This is a genomic window from Pseudomonas sp. HN2 (assembly GCF_020736465.1).
GTDB lineage: Bacteria > Pseudomonadota > Gammaproteobacteria > Pseudomonadales > Pseudomonadaceae > Aquipseudomonas > Aquipseudomonas moraviensis_A.
In genome coordinates this window covers 132,501-152,809 of record NZ_CP085885.1, presented here as the reverse complement: position 1 = coordinate 152,809, position 20,309 = coordinate 132,501, and the positions used below count along the sequence as shown (strand labels likewise).

Below are 20,309 nucleotides of genomic sequence, written 5' to 3'. Positions count from 1 at the left end.
CATACTGGCGCGCAGTTGGCTATGCTGCTGACAGCATGACGCTGTTCATTTGTGAGGGATGCTCAATGTTCTACGTGCAACGCGATGCGCAAGGCCAGTTGATTCGCGTGGAAGCTGCGGCGTACGCCGAGGCCACGGAAACGCTGCCCGCCGACAACCATGAGATTCAGGCGTGGTACGCCAACGAAGCCGTGGAAAACAGCCTCAGACAGCTCAAACAGAGCGACTTTGAAATGATTCGGGTGCTCGACGACCTGATTCAGGTGCTGACCCAGAAAGGCGTGATCCGCGTCACCGACCTGCCGGCGGCGGCCCAGGCCAAACTGATGGACCGCACCCAGGCGCGTGAAGCGCTGGGCGGGTTGAGCCAGTTGATCGATGAGGATGAGGGCGGGTTGATCTGATCCTGGATCTTCACCGACTGGACTGGCCCTTTCGCGAGCAGGCTCGCTCCCACACTGGAATGCATTGCAAATGTGGGAGCGAGCCTGCTCGCGAAGGCGGCATCACTGAAATCAACGCTCTCCAAGATTTACTTCCAGGGCTTCGGCTCGCCGAGCAACTGCCCCTGCACGCCATAAAGGCCCATCTCGCGAATCACCGACAACTCCCCTTCGGTCTCGACCCGTTCGGCAATCAACGGCAGATCGATGCTGTGCGCCGCGCGCTGGATCGCTTCGATGAACAGACGCTTGTCGCTTTCCTGATCGATCGCCCGAATGTAGCTGCCATCGATCTTCAGATACGCCAGACCTAACCGCGCCAGGTTGCCAATCATGCTGAAGCGTCCGCCAAAACGTTGCAGGCTCAGCGAGAAACCCAGCTCGCGCAGGCGTCGGGTCAACTGCTCCAGCACCGCCTGTTCAGGCAACTGCTCCTCACCGATTTCCAGAGTCAGACGCGCGCCGAGGTTGGAGTGTGCGCGCAGAATCTCGAACACTTTGTTCAACGCCTGCGGATCGGCCAGCGTCGCCGAGGACAGGTTCAGCGCCAGCGAATCCTCGTGCGCCTTCATCTGCTCGAGCACGCGTTCAAGCATCAGCCGATCGAGCCGCGCGGTCCAGCCGAAGCGCTCCAGCCACGGCAGGAAGCGCCCGGCGGGAATAGTCTGGCCCTGCTCGTCGAGCAAGCGCGACAGCACTTTGTAATGCAGCACCAGTTGCGTGTCCTGCGCGGCGACCACCGGCTGGAAATACAACTCGAAACGCTGCTGACTCAAGGCCTGATCCAGCAGTCGATGCCAAGCGTGATGATCGTCGCCAACCTCCGCTACCAGACTCTGATCGATGCACGCCCAATTCTGCTCGCCCTGGCCTTCGGCCTGCGCCAATGCCTGATCGCCCAGGGTCAGCACTGCTTGCGGCGAATCACCATGGGCGAACGGCGCCAGCCCGATCGAAGCCACCGCCGGCACATCGGTCGCGCCGGTGGCATGCAGGCTGCTCAGTGCATTGTCGAGATTTTGCGCCAGCTGCAACGCCTCCTCGCGCACCAGCCCCGGCGCCAGCACGGCGAACTCACCGCCGCGAATTCGCGTTACCAAGTCTTGAGTCTGTGGATATCTTGCGCACTCGCGGGTCAGTTGCTCACCGACGGCTTTGAGCAACTGGTCGGTGCGCTGGCCGCCGAGACGCTGGTTGAGCCCGGCCAGATCCTTGACCCGCAACAGCAGCAGATAACCGGAACTGGCCTGCTCCGGGTTGCTAACCCGGTTGTTCAGTTGCATCTCGAAATAGCGGCGGTTGGCCAGGCCTGTGAGGTTGTCCTGATAGGACTCTGTGCGCAGTTTTTCGCTGCGCTCGGCCTGCTCCTGAAACAGCGTCTTGAGCTTCTCGACCATCTGATTCATCGCCTGCACCACCCTGCGCAATTCAGGCGTGCGCGGCAGATCCGGCAGGCTGAGAAACTCGCGGCGGGCGATGGCATGGGACTGCTGGACCATGTAATCAAGCGGCTTCAACTGCCGACGCAGCAGCAGCGCGCCGAGCACCGCGCTCAGCGCACCGCAGATCAACAACCAGCCGAGGCTGCCCAGCGCGCTCTGCCACAGCTTGGCCACGGCGAACATCGGATGGCTGACCACCTCGACCCGCGCCGCCTGCTCCCAGCCGCGGCTGACCAGCGCATCGCCACCGGCCGGTTCCAGACCGATCAGTCTGACGAACCAGTCCGGCACGTTGCTCACCGCCGGAGTGCCGCTGCGCTCGACAATGGTCTGCTCGGTCTTCACGTCGACCACGCGAATGCTCGCGTAATAGCCGCTGTCGAAAATCGAACTGACCAGCAGCTCGACCATCGCCGGGTCGTCGATATTCGGCGTCAGCGACAACGCCAGCGCCGTCGCAGCGTCCTGCGCGTGGGAGCGCAACTGATTGACGTACTGGGTGCGCGAGCTCTCCAGGCTGACCATGAAGCTGCCGGTGAAGGCCACGACCAGGAACAGACAGATAGCGATCAACAGCTGTTTGAACAAAGACATCTGAGCGCGTGCTCCTAGTTAGTCGTCTCGACCGGAAAACCTTCGGCCTGCATTTTTTTCAGCACATCCTGCCAGCGCGACAGGCGTTTGGTGTCGCCGACCTTTTTATTGCCCTTGGCGCCCGGCAGATACAGACCTTCGGCATTGAAAGAGTAGACCGGCAGCAAATCGGTCCGCTGCGACGCCGGCTGGATCGGATCGATCAGGCTGTCGAGCACCAGCGGCATGGCATCGGGGGTCGCATAGTACGTCAACACCATGTGCGCGCGGTTCTGCCGCAGCGCCTTGACGTAGGTGATGCGCAGCTTGTCACTGGAAACCCCGAGATGGCGCAGGCTGAAATACTTGGCGATCGCGTAGTCTTCGCAGTCGCCAGCGCCTTTCCACAGCGCTTCGATCGGGGTTTCCCAATAATCCACCTCGCGCCAGAGATCGATGTCCTCGACGTAGCGCACCTGCTTGTTGAAGAACAGGTTCACCACCTTGAGCTTGTCCATCTCACTGACCTGCTTCTGCGTCGCCAGCAGATTCTGCCAGGCGTCGATGCGCTGCTGCCCGGCACCCAGTGGCCCGTAAAGAGCAGTGGCCTTGCGGCTGATCGCGGAAAAATCCCAATCGGCGTGCAGACCGCCCAGCATGACGCCGGCCAGCAGCAATGCGCAGCCAAGCCAGCGCAAGGTCCGAGGGATCGCGAAACGTACCGCCACAGCAGGTTTCCAGAGGACAGAAAGGAAGCGTTTGATGGTGAAGCTTAGCCCGGCAAAAAACAATGGCACCGTGAGATCATCGAAAGACGCGCTAGACTTGAGATGGCAGCGTTATGTTTTACAAGGTTTGACAACCTGTAGAGCAATCACTAGTGTCATTTGGATCCAAATATTACGACCTACAGGGTGTGTTGTCGTGACTCAGAAGCCCAAACCGCTGCACAGCATCAAAGTCGAAGGACCGATTCCTGCGCATCTGGCCCGGTCGGTAATTGAAGAAACCCTGCGCTCGGCCATTCTAGATGGTCGTCTGCCCTGTGGCACAGCGTTGCGCCAACAGGATCTGGCCGACCTGTTCGGGGTCAGCCGTATGCCGGTGCGCGAGGCCTTGCGCCAACTGGAAGCGCAAGAGCTGCTCAGCGTCACCACGCACAAAGGCGCCGTGGTTGCGCCGCTGATCCAAGGCGATGCCACCGAAACCTACGAGTTGCGCATTCTGCTCGAATCCGAGGCATTGCGGCAGTCGATTCCGCTGCTGACTGACGCCGAGCATCAACTCGCCGCCGGCTATATCGACGAACTGGAAGCCCAGCACGATTACAACGAAATCGGCCGCCTCAACCGTCTGTTCCACATGGCCCTGTACAGCAAGGCGCCCAATCAGCGCCTGCTGCGCCTGGTGGAGGACGGCCTCAACGAGGAAGAACGTTTCCTGCGTTTCAACCTGGAAGCCATGGGCCTGGGCAAGCTGTCTCAGGACGACCACCGCGCCATGCTTCATGCCGTGATCGAGCGAGACATCCCGCATTCACTCAAACTGCTGGAGCAGCACCTCAACCGTGGCGTTGAGGTCATCACCCGCTACCTGGCGACCCCCGCCGCGCAGAAGCGCCATACCGCACGCTGATATCTCGCCCGCCGAATAATCCCCTTACAAATCTTCGCGACCGCTCTGCTGCCAGCTCTGGCAGCGGATCGGCGCGTGCGCGGCTGCCCGCCGCGCCCGGACCAGCGCTTTGTCGCTCTATGCCAATGACCAATCGGTAATAGCCGTGACGGCAATTTACCCGCACTCTTCCAGCGCCAACCCTATAGAACGGGGACACGCCGCCCTGACGGCACAGTCTCCGCAACAGGAACCTACGGAAGGAGCCTTGTCACGGGAAACAGGAAGTCATGGCGCCGGTCCCGGCCAACTTTCGCCCCCATCAATTCAATCAATCTCCTTAGTTAAAAGTTGCTTCGAGTGAGGCATTCACTCTTTTTATCAATTTTGGCCCCAATTAGCCGAAAGGAGCAACTTCGCCCAAATAAAACTTGCTCTGAAAGTTTTATCGGCAACTTTCATACTTGAAAAACAGCCAACTTAAAATAATTGAAAATAAACTTGTTAATTGCTTTTGCCCTGTATTAGCTTTCTCTCGCCAGGTTTGAACTTTGTCGTTCACCGCGGCATACCTCACGTACCAAACGCAGCAACCGTGGCCCCGCAACGGCGTCAGAGCGCGATATTGAAAGTGTCTGGATAACTTCCATCCAACTTTCTCCATCGCTTACAGCAACTGAAAAGAACTGTGCACCTCATATCACTGATAAAGGACATCATGATGCCCACTAAGCAGCAACTCGCCCTGAAGAAAGCCGAACTGAGTATTCACCCGATCTTCTCCGAGATTACTTCGTTATCGGTACTACGCCGTTTCATGGAAACCCATGTATTTGCCGTATGGGACTTCATGTCGCTGACCAAGCGCCTGCAACAGGAACTGACTTGCACACGCTTGCCCTGGCTGCCGCCGCGCGATCCTCACGCGGCGCGGTTGATCAACGAGATTGTGCTGGGGGAGGAATCGGACGATCGCCTCGATGCCGGCCATTACAGCCACTTCGAGTTGTACCTGGATGCGATGCGCGAAATCGGCGCGAGCACCACAGCAGTGGAACGCTTCGTCGCGTTGCAGCAGGAAGGCGTGAGTTATGACGTTGCGTTGCAAAGCGTCGATGTCGAGCCGGCGGCGGCGCAGTTTGTCCGCGATACCTTGCAGATTGCCCTGCAAGCGCCGGGACACAGCGTCGCCGCCGCATTCCTGCATGGTCGCGAGAGCGTTATCCCGACCATGTTCCAGCGCATCCTCGATGACTGGGGCATCGGCATCGAACAGGCGCCGACTTTCCGGTATTACCTGCAACGGCACATCGAAGTCGACTCCGAGGACCACGGCCCCGCCGCCGAGCAGTTGCTGGAACGTCTGGTCGATGGCGATCCGCAGCGCGCAACGGAAGTCTATGCCAGCGCCATCGCCGCCGTCGAAAGCCGCATCGCCCTGTGGGACGGGCTGCGCCTGAGCATGGGCGCAGAAGTTGTCGAGGTGGCCCAATGAACGCCGCCGACTATCAATCCTTCGCCGAGGCCTGGGAAACCCGCGCGACTATTCGTACCCGTCCGCGACGGGTGCTCGAAGACGATCAGCGCCTGATCTACCCGCTTAGCCGCCAGCCGCTGGTGCTCAGCGAAACCTTCCTGCGTGAATGCCCGCAACAGCGTGATTTCGCGCTGGTGCAGACGTTGTACAAATTCATCAATGACGTAGTGATTTTCGAAACCGAAATCGTCGACAAGACCGCCCGCAGCATTGCCAAAGATCGCTTCGCCGTGGCGTTTCCGTTCGCCTGTCGCTACGACGCGATGACCGTGGTGGTCGATGAGGATTACCACGCGCTGGTAGCCATGGATTTCATGCAGCAAACGGTGGCGCTGACCGGTATCGAACCGATTCAGTTGCCCGACGAAATCGAACTGAGCCGGGCGATTCCCGCCGCTGTGGCACTGGCGCCGGAGCACCTGCGCAGCGCGGTGGAATTGATTTGCGTGGCGATCGCCGAAAACACCGTGACCGGCGACGTCGCCGCGTTCGCCCGCGACGATTCGGTCAAGCCGTCGATCAAGGGCCTGATGGCCGACCATTTGCTCGACGAGGGTCGCCACTCCAGTTTCTGGGCGCGGATGGTGCGCATCTATTGGCACACCGCCAGCGACGCGGACCGCGAAACCATCGCGCAGATTCTGCCGGTATTCATCGGCCATTACCTGACCAATGACATCCAGAAGTCCTTCGACCTGCGCCTGATCGATGCACTGCCGGTCAGCGAAATCACCCGGCGGTCACTGCGCGAGGAAATCGCTGGATTGGCCTTCCCGATCAACCGCCACCACCCGTTGGTGGGCAACATCGTCAAGTTTTTCCACAACAGCTCGCTGCTCGACACACCGTGTGTGCAGCACGCCCTGCGCGACTATCTGGTTTGAGGAGGCCGACATGAAACGTCTCGACATTTTGCTCACCGGCGCCAGCCAGGCCATGACCGATCTGGCCCGGGAACTCGAACAGCATGGCCATGCAGTGACGCGCAGCGGCGCGACACCCGCAGCCGTGGATCTGATCATCGACGATGGCTTTATCGGCGCCGGCGACTTCTGCGCGATCCCGCATCTGCACCTGCGCCTGGGTGTCGCTGCACAAGCCGACGGCGGCCTGCAGACCCTCGACTTGCTGTGCTTCCTCGGCTCCTCGCTGATCAGCCGTGTGCCGATCGGCGATGAGCCGTCCGGCAATGGTCAGTCCTTACGCCAGCGAGCGCTCGTCCATGTGGTCGACGAAGTGGCGTTGCTGGTCAGCCGTTTTTCCCGCGATGCGGATTATTTTCGCCATGCCCCTGCGCTGAGCGCGCCGGATTTCGAACGGCTGGAAGATCTGCTGTTTCTCGACAAACTGGCGTACGTCCACCGCGTCAACAATACGGCGAACCCTGCACTGCTGCAGCAAGCGCAGACCCCGCTGATCGAGCGTCTGCAACAGAGCCTGATCGAGCATGCCGAATGGCCGGCGCTGTACCTCCGCGGACAGGCCATCAGCTATCGTCAGTTGCACGCCCACAGCCGCGCGATTCAACAGCGACTGCTGCCCCTGCTCGAGCAACATCCGCAGCCGTGGGTGGTCGGAGTCTGCCAAGGCAAGGACCCGGCGTTGTTCGCTTCGATCCTGGCGATTCTCGGCAGCGGCGCGGTGTACTTGCCGCTGGAGCCGAGTCATCCGCTGCAGCGCCAGCAATACATCCTGGAAAACGCCGGCGCTGTGTTGTTGCTCCACGATGGGCGGCAGGCGCTCAGCGAATCGATAACGGGGCTGGATGTCAGTGGCATCGAGGCGACCGACGCCGATCTCGATCGGCCGCTGATGCTGCACCCGCCCGAGCTCAATGCGCCGTGCATGGCGCTCTACACCTCGGGCACCACCGGGCATCCGAAAGGCGTGCTGCTCAGCCAGGCCAATCTCGCTCACTTCACTGCGTGGTACGCCGACCATGTGCGATTGCGCGCCGAGAGTCGGGTATTGCAGTTCTCATCGCTGAGCTTTGATTCGTCGCTAATCGACATCTTTCCGAGCCTGCTCGTCGGCGCGGAGCTGGTGGTGCCGGACGACACCCAGCGTCGCGATCCTTTGCAACTGGTTGCGCTGATTCGCCGTCGGCAACTGACCCACGCCTTCCTGCCGCCGGCGCTGTTGAGCATCCTGCCGCTGCAACCACTCGAAGGCCTGCAGGTGATGACCGGCGGCGATGTCTGCGAGCCGTTCGTCATTGAACAACTGACCCGGCAAGGTACCCTGCACAACCTGTACGGCCCGACCGAAGCCACCGTGCTGATCACCGCGCGCCAGCTAAAACCGGGCGACAGCAACCGCACGCTGGGAGCGCCGATCGCCAACAGTCAGGTGCTGATTCTCGACGACGATCTGCAACCGGTGCCCAATCAAACCGTCGGTGAACTGTTCATTGTCGGCCCGGGTGTCTGCCTCGGTTACCTGAACAACCCGCAGCAGACCGCCGAGCGCTATCTGACCCTGTCACTGCCCGGCGGCGAGACCTTGCGCGCCTACCGCAGCGGCGACATGGCCAAGTGGGGCGAGCACGGTATCGAACTGTGCGGGCGGCGCGACAATCAGGTGAAAATCCGCGGCTTTCGCGTCGAGCCGGAAGAGATCGAACGGTGCCTGCGCGAGAGTCGCTTGTATCGGCAGATTGCCGTGGTCATCGACAGTCAACGGCGCATTCTGGCGTTCCTCGCCCAGCCTCAGACCGAGACTGCCCGGGACGAACTGAAAGCCCATGCCCGGCAGTTTCTGCCGGACTACATGCAACCCGTGGCATGGACCGAACTGCCGCAGATGCCCTTCGCCAGCAACGGTAAGGTCGATCGCAGGGCGCTGCTGGGATTGCCGGTGAGCGTTCAGGACAGCGCTGCGAAATGCCTGCCAGCGAACGCCGACGAAGCGCTGTTGCTGGAGATCTGGGCCGAGTTGCTGGAACTGCCGACCAGCGACATTTCCACCGACGAAAGCTTCTTCAATCTCGGCGGCCATTCGATTCTGCTGTCGCGGATGTTGTTGCGCTTGCGCGAGGAATTTGGCCGAAGCATTTCGATCAATCGCTTCATCGAACTGCCGACGATCAGCAAACTGGCGACGCTGGTGCGCGGCACCGACGACAGCGCGGTACTCAGCGCTCAGGCCATGGCCGACGCCGAGCGCACGCTGGATATCGAACCGCTGCCGATCAGCCGCATGGGCGATGTGCACAAGGTCATCGTCACCGGCGCCAACAGTTTTGTCGGTGTGCACATCGTCGAAGCGCTGCTCGGTTGGGGCGCCAGCGAGGTCGCCTGTCTGGTGCGCGACGGCGCCGGGCAAACGGCAGCACAACGCTTCGCTCAGGCCCTGCGCGAAAACCGTCTGGAGCATCTCGATCTGAGCCGTGTGCGGGTTTATGCAGCGGATATGAGTCGCCCGCAGCTGGGCCTGGGCGATGACGATTATCAGCGCCTGGACCGCGAGTTCGGCGCGCTGGTGCACAACGCCGCCAACGTCAACCACGTACTCGATTACGAGTCGCTGGCAGCGGACAACGTCGAGCCGATCTTTGCCTTGCTGAAGCTGTGCGAAGGGCGGAGCAAAAAGGTCTTCAATTTCGTCTCGACCCTGTCGGCCTCCAGCACCGTGGATGACGCCGGTCGAGTGCTCGAGTTGCCCGCCGCCGCGACGCCACCGATCTACATTCGCAACGGCTACAACCTGTCGAAGTGGGTCGGCGAACGCATCCTTGAACGAGCGCGCGAGCGCGGTGTGCGGGTCAATCTGTATCGTCCGGGCAATATCAGTTTCAACAGCCTGAGCGGCGTTTGTCAGCCGCACAAAAACCGCTTGATGCTGATGCTCAAAGGCTCGATCCAGCTCGGTCAGGTGCCGGCCTTTGCGCTGAATTTCGACCTGATGCCGGTGGACTTTCTCGCCCGCTTCATCGCCTTCCATGCCAGCCGTTATTCAGCGGAGCGCGCAGTGTTCAATCTGCACAACCCCGAGCCGCTGAGCTGGGATGCCTACGTCGCTTCGTTCCGCGAAACTGGCAGCGAGTTCTCGCTGGTCAGCGTTACCGATTGGCAGCAGCAACTGAACCGGGTCGACGCCGACAACGCGCTGTTCGGCGTGCTCGGTTTCTACCTCAACGGTTTCGAAGAAGACATCGGCGATATCTCGCTGATCGGCCACGCCAACGCCGAGGCCGGCGTGCAGCAGATGGGCGCGCACTACCCGCAGAAATCCCCGGCGCTGTTGCGTCGCGGCTGCGACTACCTGAAAGAAATCAACTTTCTCTGACTCATCAACAAGGAGCAACACCATGAGCAATCTGCAACCCGACACCCTGATCAAAAATCCGCAAGGCTGCCATGTTGTGTCGTCGGTGGAAGTGCCGGCGGACGCGGCAGAAGTCTGGGCCGTAGTGGGCGATTTCGCCGGCTTCGATCGATTCATTCCGGCGCTGTCGCACACCGAAATGACCGGCGAAGGCGTGTCTTCGCTGCGCAAGAAAATCTTCAAGGACGGCAACATCGTGGTCGAACAACTCAACGCCCGCGATGAACAGGCACGGCGCATGACCTGGACGACGATTTACAACACTCTGGGGGTGGCGAATCTGTGGGCGGCGATGCAGGTGGAATCGCTGAGCGAAGGGAAGTCGCGAGCGACCTGGACGATCATCGCCGAGCCGGCTGCGGGTGGGGATGAAGCGTTGCCGGGATTCAAGGATTTTGTGCAGGGATTTGCCGATGACGCGATGGGCAATGTCTTGAAGCTGTTTGTTTAAGGCTTCGGATTTGCGGTGGATGCCACACCGCTTTCGCGAGCAGGCTCGCTCTCACATTTCGATTGCATTCCTTCTATAGGAATGCGGTCACCCTGTGGGAGCGAGCCTGCTCGCGAAGAACGATAACGCGGTCAGATCTTGAAGCTGTCGACCAATTGCTTCAGCCGGTTCGCCTGCTGCGACAACGCATCACAATCCTTCAACGTTTCGTTGAGGTTGGCCACGCTCTGCTGATTCAACAGGTTGATCTGGTTGACGTCGACGTTGAGGGTTTCCACCACCGCAGTCTGCTCTTCGGTCGCAGCTGCCACCGACTGGTTCATGCCGTCGATTTCGCCGATGCGCTGGGTCACGCTGACCAGGCGCAAACCGGCCTGATTCGCCACTTCCACGCTCTGCTCGCTGGACGCCTGACTGGCGTTCATCGTGCTCACCGCTTCACGCGACCCCACCTGCAGCGAGGTGATCATCTTGTGGATCTCTTCTGCCGACTCCTGGGTGCGATGCGCAAGGTTGCGCACCTCATCAGCGACTACGGCAAAACCGCGTCCGGCTTCACCGGCACGCGCGGCTTCGATGGCCGCGTTGAGCGCCAGCAGGTTGGTCTGCTGCGAGATGCCTTTGATCACATCGAGAATGTGGCCGATGTTGTCGGTGCTGGCGTTCAAGGTCTCGATCTGCGTGCACGACAGGCTGATCTTCTGCGACAACTCGGTCATCGCCTGAATCGTCTGCTCAACCACCTGACGCCCGTCATCGGCTTGCTCGCTGGCGCCACTGGCGTGCTGCGACGCATCCGCCGCGTTGCGGGCGATTTCCTGAGTGGCCGCGCCCAATTCGTTGATCGCGGCAGCGACGCTGTTGGTGCGTGCACTTTGCTCGTCGGAACCGATGATCGACGCGTTGGACGACGCCATCACCCGTTGCGACAGATCATGCACATGGCGGGTGGCGGAAGACACTTCGGAAATCGACGCGTGAATCCGTTCAACGAACTGGTTGAAAGCGCTGCCCAACTCACCGAACTCGTCTTTGCTTTCAACCACCAGACGCCGGGTCAGATCGCCCTCGCCTTGAGCGATATCTTTCATCGCGCGACCCATGGTGGTCAGCGGACGCATCAACACGTTGATCAACAGGCTCAGCAGCAACGCAATCGCCGCGACTGCGACAAACATGGCGATCAGCGCCGAGGTGCGGAATTGGCTGAGTGCGGCGTAGGCCTTGTCGCGATCGATCGACAGACCGATGTACCACTGCGCATTCGGCAGATCGCTGACCGGGGTGAACGACAGAATGCGGTCCTGGCCGTTGAGCACCACGTTCTGGTTGCCCTTCTCGATGCGCACGTTGGTGTTCGGGTAGATGTCCTTGAGGTTTTTCATCACCTGATCTTTGTCCGGGCTGACGATCACCTGGCCGTCACCGCTGACCAGAAACGCATGGCCGAGGCCACCGAAATCCACCGAATTGATGATCTTCACCAGCGTTTCCAGACTCAGGTCACCGCCGACCACACCGAGCAGTTCGCCGTCCTTCTTCACCGGCATGGCGATGGTCACCACCAGGCCACCGACTGCCGCCATGTAGGGCGGCGTCAGCATGGTTTTGTCAGCGACCACTGCCTGCTTGTACCAGGGGCGCTGACGCGGATCGTAACCGTCCGGCATCTTCGCATCGGGACGTTGGGTGAAGACACCGTTGGCCTGCCCGACATAGGTGAACTGGAAGTTCGACGTGAAGGCTGGTTGATCGACCAGTCCGGGGAAGTCGGCATTCTTGCCTTGATGAGCCACGTTCTGCGCGAGGTTTTCCAGCACCAGAATGCGCCCGCTCATCCAGTTCTGCACGCTGCTGGCGGTCAGGTCACCGGCCTGCTGCACGGAGGACTGCAGATTCTGGCGAATGGTGTTTCGCTGCAAGTAATCGTTGTAGAGCGTGAACAAGGCGAACGCCAGGACGACGACGCCCGACGCGGCCAGGAGGATTTTATGGCTGAACTTGAGATTCATTTCAGAGGACTTCTTATGCCAAAAGTGGGTATGCGTTCCGGATGCAACATTCCATGTACAGCGCAGGCAGCATTCTTCTGGCCGCTCTACTTTGGTGCACGCATTTCTCACCAGTCTGTCGGCCAGTCGGCGATAAATCTTAGGGTCGAGTAGGAAATGGATGAGATTCGTGACTGATTCCCGCCGAACGGCGTGCCAGAGCGGCTGAGGTGAAATTTTTCTCACTGTCCTCAGGACGACAGTTGCAAAATCGGTAACCCTTGATGACAATGCGACTAATTATCATTTGTGACGTTCGGGCTGGCGTGGTCATGTCTTCACCTGAGTTGGTCGTACAGGCGCTTTACGGTAGTCATCACGGCTGGCTGAACGCTTGGCTGCGCGCGCGTCTGGGCAATGCGGCGGATGCCGCCGATCTGGCTCAGGACACTTTCCTGCGTCTGCTCCAGCGTACCGAGCGCCTCGAATTGAAAGCGCCCCGAGCCTTTTTGCGGACCATTGCCCGCGGTCTGGTGATCGACCATTGGCGCCGCGAGGAAATCGAGCGCGCTTATCTGGAAACCATTGCTCACCTGCCTGAAGGCGAAGCACCCGACACGGAATCCCGAGCATTGGTGCTTGAACTGCTGGAGAGCATTGCGCGCATGCTTGAAGGACTGAAGCCGAAAGTGCGTCAGGCGTTTCTGCTGGCGCAGTGTGAAGGTCTAACCCACAAACAGATCGCCGAGCAGCTGGGCGTGTCGGTTCGCTCGGTGGAACGCTACATCGCCGATGCGTTGTTTCACTGCTATGTGTTGCGGTACGAGCGCTGATGCCTGTGGATAACCTCTCGCTCGGTCGCCGCGTTGAACCTCGGCAACAGGTGGTTAAACAAGCGATTCACTGGCTGCTGCGGCTGCGCAACAACCACGGCAATTCCCGCCTGACTCGCCAATGCGAGCAGTGGCGCGCCGAGCACCACGAGCACGAAATCGCCTGGCAACGGGTGCAGTCACTGCACGCCGAATTGAGTTCCAGCCTGCGTGCCGTGCCCGGCGCGCAGGTCGCGTTCAACACCCTGGAAAACAGTGCGCAGGAGCTGGGCCGACGCCAGGCTTTGAAGTTGCTGTCCGGTGCGCTGTTGATGGGATCTGCCGCGTGGCTGGCCAAGGACAGCGCCGCCTGGCAGCAATGGAGCGCCGACTACGCGACGGCGACCGGAGAACGGCGCGGCTTCCAGTTGCCCGACGGCACGCGGATCGAGCTCAACACCGCCAGCGCCGTGGATCTGGATTACACCGCCCGGCAGCGCCTGATCAAACTGACCCGCGGCGAAATCATTGTTACCTGCGGCGGCTCTGACGAAGGCGCGGCGACGGACCGACCGCTGCGCGTACAGAATCGCCACGGGAGTTATGAGCCGTTCGCTGCGCGTTTCATTTTGCGTCAGGAAGATCAGTGCACGCGGCTCAGCGTTACCCGTGGCCGAGTGGTGGTTCGCGCTGGCGGTCATTCGCTCGAAGCCCTCGCCGGGCAGAGCTTTCTGGTCGATCAAGGCGGTTTGCGCGCGGCACCGAAGCTGGATATGGATGCGGGCGCCTGGCTCGATGGCTTGATTGTCACGCGCAATATGCGGCTGGGCGACTTTATTGCTGAAGTCGCCCGTTACCGCCCGGGGTTTCTGAGTTGCGCGGCGGATATTGCCGAGCTGCGCTTGTCCGGTGTGTTCCGTCTGGAGGACACCGACAGGCTGCTGGCAGTCCTGCCGCAGACGCTGCCGGTGCAACTGCGCTACCGCACCCGTTGGTGGGTGACCCTTGAGCGCGCGGTGTGAAATTTTTTTGGCGGGTTTTTCCAGGCAGTCCGGCTTAGTCAGTAAGCACTTCAACTCAGCCCTCGCGACTGCCTACGGAAATCCATGATGACTGTCCGCGCTACTTGTAAGAACCCTCTGAATTTCACTGCAGAATCGACACTGCTGCGCCATGCGGTGCGGGCAGCCCTGCTGTCCACCGCGCTGGGCATCAGCGTATTACCAAGCCTGAGTCTGGCCGCCAACCCTGCCGGCACCGAGGTCAGCCACCGCTACAACATTGCTGCCGGGCCACTGGGCGAGGCGTTGAATCAGTTTGCCAGGCAGGCCGGCATCACCTTGTCGATGACGCCACAACAGACCCAAGGTCAGCAATCCCCGGGCGTGCAGGGTGAATATTCGACCGATCAGGCCTTGAGCCACTTGCTCGGCGGCTCGGGACTGGAAGCCGTCAGCCAGGACGGCAGCAGCTACATCCTGCGCGCGCTCGCCGAAAGCGAAGCACTGGCCTTGCCGACTACCGACATCAAAGGTTTTGCCCTCGGCAACGCACTGGGCAGCATGGCCGGCTACAACGCCACGCACAGCCAGATCGCCACCAAGACCAGTACCGCATTGCTGGAAACCTCGCAAAGCGTGTCCGTGGTCACGCGCGAGCAAATGGATGACCAAGGCTCGCAAACCGTCTCGCAAGCGATGCGCTACACCCCGGGCGTGCTGACCAACCCGTACGGCGCCACGCATCGGTATGACTACGTGGCGATGCGCGGTTTCAACGACGGCTCGGTGGACAACATCTACCTCGACGGCCTCAAGTCGATGGGCGACAGCGGCACCTACAGCACCATGCAGGTCGATCCGTATTTCCTCGAACGCGTGGATATTCTCAAAGGCCCGTCGTCCGTGCTGTACGGCCGCAGCTCACCCGGCGGTCTGGTCGCACTCACCAGCAAAAAACCGTTGTACGAGGCGTACCACCAGGTGCAGGCCACCGTTGGGACACAAGGCCAGCGTGGGGTTGGTTTTGACTTCAGTGGCCCGGTCGATGACGACAAGCGCATTGCTTATCGGCTGACCGGATTGAGCGATCAGTCCGACACGCAATTCGACCACAACAAGGAAAAACGCTTCGCTCTCGCCCCGACGTTGAGCATCGATTTCACTGAAGATACCTCGCTGACCCTGCAGGCCTATCTGCAGCATGATCCGGACGGCGGCTACCACGGCGGCGTTCCGGCGGACGGCACCATCCATCAGCGTAATGGCGGCCGTATCTCGCCGCGCTTCTTCGAGGGCGAGCCGGGGATCGACGGTTACTCCCGTGACCAGCAATCGTTCGCCTACCAGTTCGAACACCGATTCAACGACGTCTTCACCGCCCGGCAGAACTTCCGCTATCTCGACTCCAAAGTGAATATGGATCAGGTCTACGCCTATGGCTGGACGACCCCGACCAGCAACGAACTGAACCGCTATTACACCGGCGGCGATGAGCGCCTGCATGCGTTCATCGTCGACAACATGCTGCAGGCGGAATTCTTTACCGGCGCGACCAAGCATACGGTGCTGATGGGCGCGGATTATCAGCGGCGTAAAACGGTGGTCGACTGGACCAGCGGTGGACTGGCACCGATCAATGCGTTCAATCCGGTGTACGGCAACTCGGCGATCGAGATGTACGGCGAGACCAGCTATCTGCGTCGCCTCGAACAGACCGGTGTGTATCTGCAAGACCTGATCGAGATGGACAAATGGCGCTTCTCGCTGGGTCTGCGTCAGGACTGGGTGGAGACCTCCGATGAAAACCGCATTGCTGAAGCGGGACGTCCTGTTGGTACAGAGATCAATGATCGACGCACGAAACTCACTGGCCGCGCCGGCGCGTTATACCTGTTCGATAACGGTCTGGCGCCCTACATCAGCTACTCCGAGTCGTTCAATCCGAACTCCTATGCAGACAGCGCCGGCAACCCACTGGCCCCCACCGATGGCACGCAGTGGGAAGTCGGATTGAAGTATCAGCCACCAGGCACCGACAACTTGTTCACCGCCTCGCTGTTCCGCATCGATCAGGAAAACCTCGCGACCAAACTGCCCCAGGAGAACTTCTATCGCGCGGTCGGCGCTGTGCGCTCGCAAGGTCTGGAGCTCGAAGCGCACATGCAACTGACCGACAACTTGAAAGTACTCGGCAGTTACACCTTCACTGACATCGAGTATTCCAAATCGATGATCAGCACTTTGAGTACACCGACCGACGTAATCGAGAACAAGGGCAACTCACCCACTCAAGCGCCGCGACACATGGCCTCGCTGTGGGCTGACTACAGATTCGACAGTGCCGCACTTGATGGTCTGCGCCTGGGTGGTGGTGTGCGCTACGTCGGCTACAGCTGGGCCGATGCCGAGAACACCATGAAGGTGCCCTCCTATACGTTGTTCGACGCGTCGATTGGTTATGACCTGGGCAAGATTGGTTTGAAGGGTGTTGATGTTCGGCTCAATGCGAACAACCTGACCAACGAATCCTATGTCGCGTCCTGCGCCAGTCTGAACTTCTGCTACATGGGCGAAGAACGCAACGTAGCGGCGACCGTCAGCTATCAGTTCTAAAGCATTGTCCTGCGTATAAAAAAGCCAGCCCCTAATCTCAGGGGCTGGCTTTGTCGTTTCTTCGGGGTGTCTTGCATGCGTGCGTTTCTGGTTTTGTTGCATCGTTACATTGGCTTGGCCATTGCGGTGTTTTTATTGTTGGCCGGGCTGACCGGCAGTGTGCTGGCGTTCAATCACGAACTGGATGAATGGCTGAATCCGCAGTTCTTTGAGGCGACGTCAGTCGGTGAGCGCTTGTCGCCGGGCGCGTTGGTGGATGCGGTGCAGACTGCACATCCGAAACTGCAGGTCTGGTACATGGAGTATCCCCATGAGGCGGGGCATACGGCGCTGCTGGCGGCAGTTCCACGCAACGATCCTGCGACGGGCCAGCCGTTCGATGAACGCAATCAAGTGTTCTATCTGGACCCGGTCAGTGCGGAGCAAAAAGGCGCGCGCTACTGGGGTGAATGCTGTTTTCAGCGCGAGAACCTGATCCCGTTCATTCTGGAGTTTCACTACAACCTGACATTGCCGGGTAACTGGGGATTGCTGTTGATGGGCCTGGTAGCCATCGCGTGGGTGATCGACTGTTTTGTCGCATTGTGGCTGACCTTCCCGCGTGGCAAGCCATTCTGGAAGAAATGGGCTACTGCGTGGAAGGTGAAAGGCGGGCATGCCTACCGCTTGAACTTCGACCTGCACCGCGCCGGAGGATTATGGCTGTGGCTGCTGCTGTTGCCGATCGCCGTCAGCAGCGTTGCGATGAACTTGCCTAGTCAGGTGTTCAAGCCTGCTGTTTCGCTATTTTCGCCGATAGAGCCGAGCGTTTATGAAGCCAGAGGGCGAATGCCAGTCGATGAACTGGGGACGACACAGTTGAGCTATCAACAGGCGTACGAAAGGGCATTGCAGGAGGGGAAGCGATTAGGACTGACGGCGGCAATCGGCGAGTTGTATTACAGCTTTGAGTACAACTTCTACGGCGCCGGATTTGGGCAGCACGATACGGATGCCCACGGTAAATCCTGGTTGTTCTTTCACGGTACCGATGGCCGATTATTAGGACAGGAAATAGCAGGACAGGGCACGCTTGGGGAGCAGTTCTTCCGACTCCAGTTGCCGATACATGGGGGACGGATCATCGGGGTGACAGGGCAGATAATGATCGCAGTATTGGGTGTGTTGATTGCGGGGTTGTCAGGGACGGGGGTTTATATCTGGTGGCGCAAGTGGCAGGCAAGACGCAGCAGCAAGACCCGTAAAACAGCCTGATCTTTTGTACACGCTTAAATGACAAAACCCCTGTCTGCGTTAGCAGACAGGGGTTTCGGAATTCAATCTTGACGATGACCTACTCTCACATGGGGAAACCCCACACTACCATCGGCGATACATCGTTTCACTGCTGAGTTCGGGATGGGATCAGGTGGTTCCAATGTTCTATGGTCGTCAAGAAATTCTTTATCTGGCCCGTCAACACGGTAACAAGCCAGCAAAAACAGGAACTTCTACTAAAACAAAACCCCAACTGCTTTCGCAATTGGGGTTTCGGAATTTAATCTTGACGATGACCTACTCTCACATGGGGAAACCCCACACTACCATCGGCGATGCATCGTTTCACTGCTGAGTTCGGGATGGGATCAGGTGGTTCCAACGCTCTATGGTCGTCAAGAAATTCGGGTACTGAGTCGTGACCAGAGGGCCTCGCTTCAGCAAATTGGGTATGTGACAGCTGTCGGTGTTTGTGCGCTTCGAACTTTCGGTTCGTTTCGTCTTCACACACCGCAATCTGGTGCCTTTTCAGGTCAGCAAATTGCTTGGGTGTTATATGGTCAAGCCTCACGGGCAATTAGTATTGGTTAGCTCAACGCCTCACAGCGCTTACACACCCAACCTATCAACGTCGTAGTCTTCGACGGCCCTTCAGGGAACTCAAGGTTCCAGTGAGATCTCATCTTGAGGCAAGTTTCCCGCTTAGATGCTTTCAGCGGTTATCTTTCCCGAACATAGCTACCCGGCAATGCCACTGGCGTGACAACCGGAACACCAGAGGTTCGTCCACTCCGGTCCTCTCGTACTAGGAGCAGCCCCTCTCAAATCTCAAACGTCCACGGCAGATAGGGACCGAACTGTCTCACGACGTTCTAAACCCAGCTCGCGTACCACTTTAAATGGCGAACAGCCATACCCTTGGGACCGGCTTCAGCCCCAGGATGTGATGAGCCGACATCGAGGTGCCAAACACCGCCGTCGATATGAACTCTTGGGCGGTATCAGCCTGTTATCCCCGGAGTACCTTTTATCCGTTGAGCGATGGCCCTTCCATACAGAACCACCGGATCACTAAGACCTACTTTCGTACCTGCTCGACGTGTCTGTCTCGCAGTCAAGCGCGCTTTTGCCTTTATACTCTACGACCGATTTCCGACCGGTCTGAGCGCACCTTCGTACTCCTCCGTTACTCTTTAGGAGGAGACCGCCCCAGTCAAACTACCCACCATACACTGTCCTCGATCCGGATAACGGACCTGAGTTAGAACCTCAAAGTTGCCAGGGTGGTATTTCAAGGATGGCTCCACGCGAACTGGCGTCCACGCTTCAAAGCCTCCCACCTATCCTACACAAGCAAATTCAAAGTCCAGTGCAAAGCTATAGTAAAGGTTCACGGGGTCTTTCCGTCTAGCCGCGGATACACTGCATCTTCACAGCGATTTCAATTTCACTGAGTCTCGGGTGGAGACAGCGCCGCCATCGTTACGCCATTCGTGCAGGTCGGAACTTACCCGACAAGGAATTTCGCTACCTTAGGACCGTTATAGTTACGGCCGCCGTTTACCGGGGCTTCGATCAAGAGCTTCGCGTTAGCTAACCCCATCAATTAACCTTCCGGCACCGGGCAGGCGTCACACCCTATACGTCCACTTTCGTGTTTGCAGAGTGCTGTGTTTTTAATAAACAGTCGCAGCGGCCTGGTATCTTCGACCGGCATGAGCTTACGGAGCAAGTCCTTCACCCTCACCGGCGCACCTTCTCCCGAAGTTACGGTGCCATTTTGCCTAGTTCCTTCACCCGAGTTCTCTCAAGCGCCTTGGTATTCTCTACCCAACCACCTGTGTCGGTTTGGGGTACGGTTCCTGGTTACCTGAAGCTTAGAAGCTTTTCTTGGAAGCATGGCATCAACCACTTCGTCACCCAAAGGGTAACTCGTCATCAGCTCTCGGCCTTAAGATCCCGGATTTACCTAAGATCTCAGCCTACCACCTTAAACTTGGACAACCAACGCCAAGCTGGCCTAGCCTTCTCCGTCCCTCCATCGCAATAACCAGAAGTACAGGAATATTAACCTGTTTTCCATCGACTACGCTTTTCAGCCTCGCCTTAGGGACCGACTAACCCTGCGTCGATTAACGTTGCGCAGGAAACCTTGGTCTTTCGGCGTGGGTGTTTTTCACACCCATTGTCGTTACTCATGTCAGCATTCGCACTTCTGATACCTCCAGCAAGCTTCTCAACTCACCTTC

13 protein-coding genes, 3 rRNA genes and 1 pseudogene (1 of these 17 only partly in view) are annotated in these 20,309 nt (G+C 59.1%); 10 read left to right on the top strand and 7 right to left on the bottom strand.

Annotated features, from left to right (window positions below; genetic code table 11):
• Positions 1–65 precede the first annotated feature (65 nt).
• The gene (locus LIS66_RS00720) at positions 66–404 is read left to right on the top strand and encodes a hypothetical protein (RefSeq protein ID WP_042610141.1); all 339 of its coding nucleotides are present in this window, start codon (positions 66–68) and stop codon (positions 402–404) included.
• Between the two features lie 128 nt (positions 405–532).
• Here LIS66_RS00720 and lapD read toward each other — a convergent pair whose 3' ends face one another.
• Together lapD and lapG are read right to left on the bottom strand one after the other, a co-directional pair.
• Positions 533–2,479, bottom strand: a complete 1,947-nt coding sequence (gene lapD / locus LIS66_RS00715) for a cyclic di-GMP receptor LapD (RefSeq protein ID WP_042610140.1) — start codon at positions 2,477–2,479, stop codon at positions 533–535.
• 14 nt (positions 2,480–2,493) lie between these two features.
• Positions 2,494–3,186, bottom strand: coding sequence for a cysteine protease LapG (gene lapG, locus LIS66_RS00710; RefSeq protein ID WP_024011112.1), 693 nt, complete (start codon positions 3,184–3,186; stop codon positions 2,494–2,496).
• A gap of 196 nt (positions 3,187–3,382) precedes the next feature.
• Here lapG and LIS66_RS00705 point away from each other — a divergent pair, with 196 nt between their 5' ends.
• The 5 genes from LIS66_RS00705 (at position 3,383) to LIS66_RS00685 (ending at position 10,386) form a co-directional block, all read left to right on the top strand.
• Positions 3,383–4,093 (top strand): GntR family transcriptional regulator, encoded by a 711-nt coding sequence (locus LIS66_RS00705; protein ID WP_042610139.1) that lies wholly within the window; start codon positions 3,383–3,385, stop codon positions 4,091–4,093.
• Between the two features lie 697 nt (positions 4,094–4,790).
• Entirely contained in the window at positions 4,791–5,567 is a 777-nt protein-coding gene (locus LIS66_RS00700; RefSeq protein ID WP_042610138.1) for a DUF3050 domain-containing protein, read from the top strand.
• Complete coding sequence (locus tag LIS66_RS00695) at positions 5,564–6,493, top strand: diiron oxygenase (protein ID WP_227973404.1); 930 nt, start codon at positions 5,564–5,566, stop codon at positions 6,491–6,493. The genes LIS66_RS00700 and LIS66_RS00695 overlap by 4 nt, the downstream gene beginning before the upstream one ends.
• Positions 6,494–6,503: 10 nt before the next feature.
• Entirely contained in the window at positions 6,504–9,896 is a 3,393-nt protein-coding gene (locus tag LIS66_RS00690) for an amino acid adenylation domain-containing protein (protein WP_227973403.1), read from the top strand.
• A 22-nt stretch (positions 9,897–9,918) separates the two neighbouring features.
• On the top strand, positions 9,919–10,386 hold the full coding sequence (locus LIS66_RS00685; RefSeq protein WP_064364555.1) for an SRPBCC family protein: 468 nt from the start codon (positions 9,919–9,921) through the stop codon (positions 10,384–10,386).
• Between the two features lie 131 nt (positions 10,387–10,517).
• Here LIS66_RS00685 and LIS66_RS27850 read toward each other — a convergent pair whose 3' ends face one another.
• Both LIS66_RS27850 and LIS66_RS27845 read right to left on the bottom strand, forming a co-directional pair.
• Positions 10,518–11,303, bottom strand: coding sequence for a methyl-accepting chemotaxis protein (locus LIS66_RS27850; RefSeq protein ID WP_371919881.1), 786 nt, complete (start codon positions 11,301–11,303; stop codon positions 10,518–10,520).
• Between the two features lie 117 nt (positions 11,304–11,420).
• Positions 11,421–12,398, bottom strand: a pseudogene (locus tag LIS66_RS27845) (cache domain-containing protein); the annotation flags it as partial.
• 311 nt (positions 12,399–12,709) lie between these two features.
• Here LIS66_RS27845 and LIS66_RS00675 point away from each other — a divergent pair.
• The 4 genes from LIS66_RS00675 to LIS66_RS00660 all read left to right on the top strand — a co-directional run bounded on the left by LIS66_RS00675 (position 12,710) and on the right by LIS66_RS00660 (position 18,057).
• Complete coding sequence (locus LIS66_RS00675; protein WP_042610133.1) at positions 12,710–13,210, top strand: sigma-70 family RNA polymerase sigma factor; 501 nt, start codon at positions 12,710–12,712, stop codon at positions 13,208–13,210.
• The gene (locus LIS66_RS00670) at positions 13,210–14,211 is read left to right on the top strand and encodes a FecR domain-containing protein (RefSeq protein WP_042610132.1); all 1,002 of its coding nucleotides are present in this window, start codon (positions 13,210–13,212) and stop codon (positions 14,209–14,211) included. The genes LIS66_RS00675 and LIS66_RS00670 overlap by 1 nt, the downstream gene beginning before the upstream one ends.
• Before the next feature lie 87 nt (positions 14,212–14,298).
• A complete protein-coding gene (locus tag LIS66_RS00665) occupies positions 14,299–16,803 on the top strand; it encodes a TonB-dependent siderophore receptor (protein WP_042610131.1) in 2,505 nt (834 codons plus the stop codon).
• Between the two features lie 75 nt (positions 16,804–16,878).
• On the top strand, positions 16,879–18,057 hold the full coding sequence (locus LIS66_RS00660; RefSeq protein WP_042610130.1) for a PepSY-associated TM helix domain-containing protein: 1,179 nt from the start codon (positions 16,879–16,881) through the stop codon (positions 18,055–18,057).
• A 66-nt stretch (positions 18,058–18,123) separates the two neighbouring features.
• On the opposite strand, the gene rrf (LIS66_RS00655) is transcribed toward LIS66_RS00660, so the two are convergent.
• From rrf (LIS66_RS00655) to LIS66_RS00645, 3 genes are all read right to left on the bottom strand, one after another.
• Positions 18,124–18,239: ribosomal RNA gene (gene rrf / locus LIS66_RS00655) — 5S ribosomal RNA — on the bottom strand.
• A 105-nt stretch (positions 18,240–18,344) separates the two neighbouring features.
• Positions 18,345–18,460 (bottom strand): 5S ribosomal RNA (rrf, locus tag LIS66_RS00650).
• Between the two features lie 156 nt (positions 18,461–18,616).
• Positions 18,617–20,309 (bottom strand): 23S ribosomal RNA (locus LIS66_RS00645) (it continues 1,201 nt past the right edge of the window).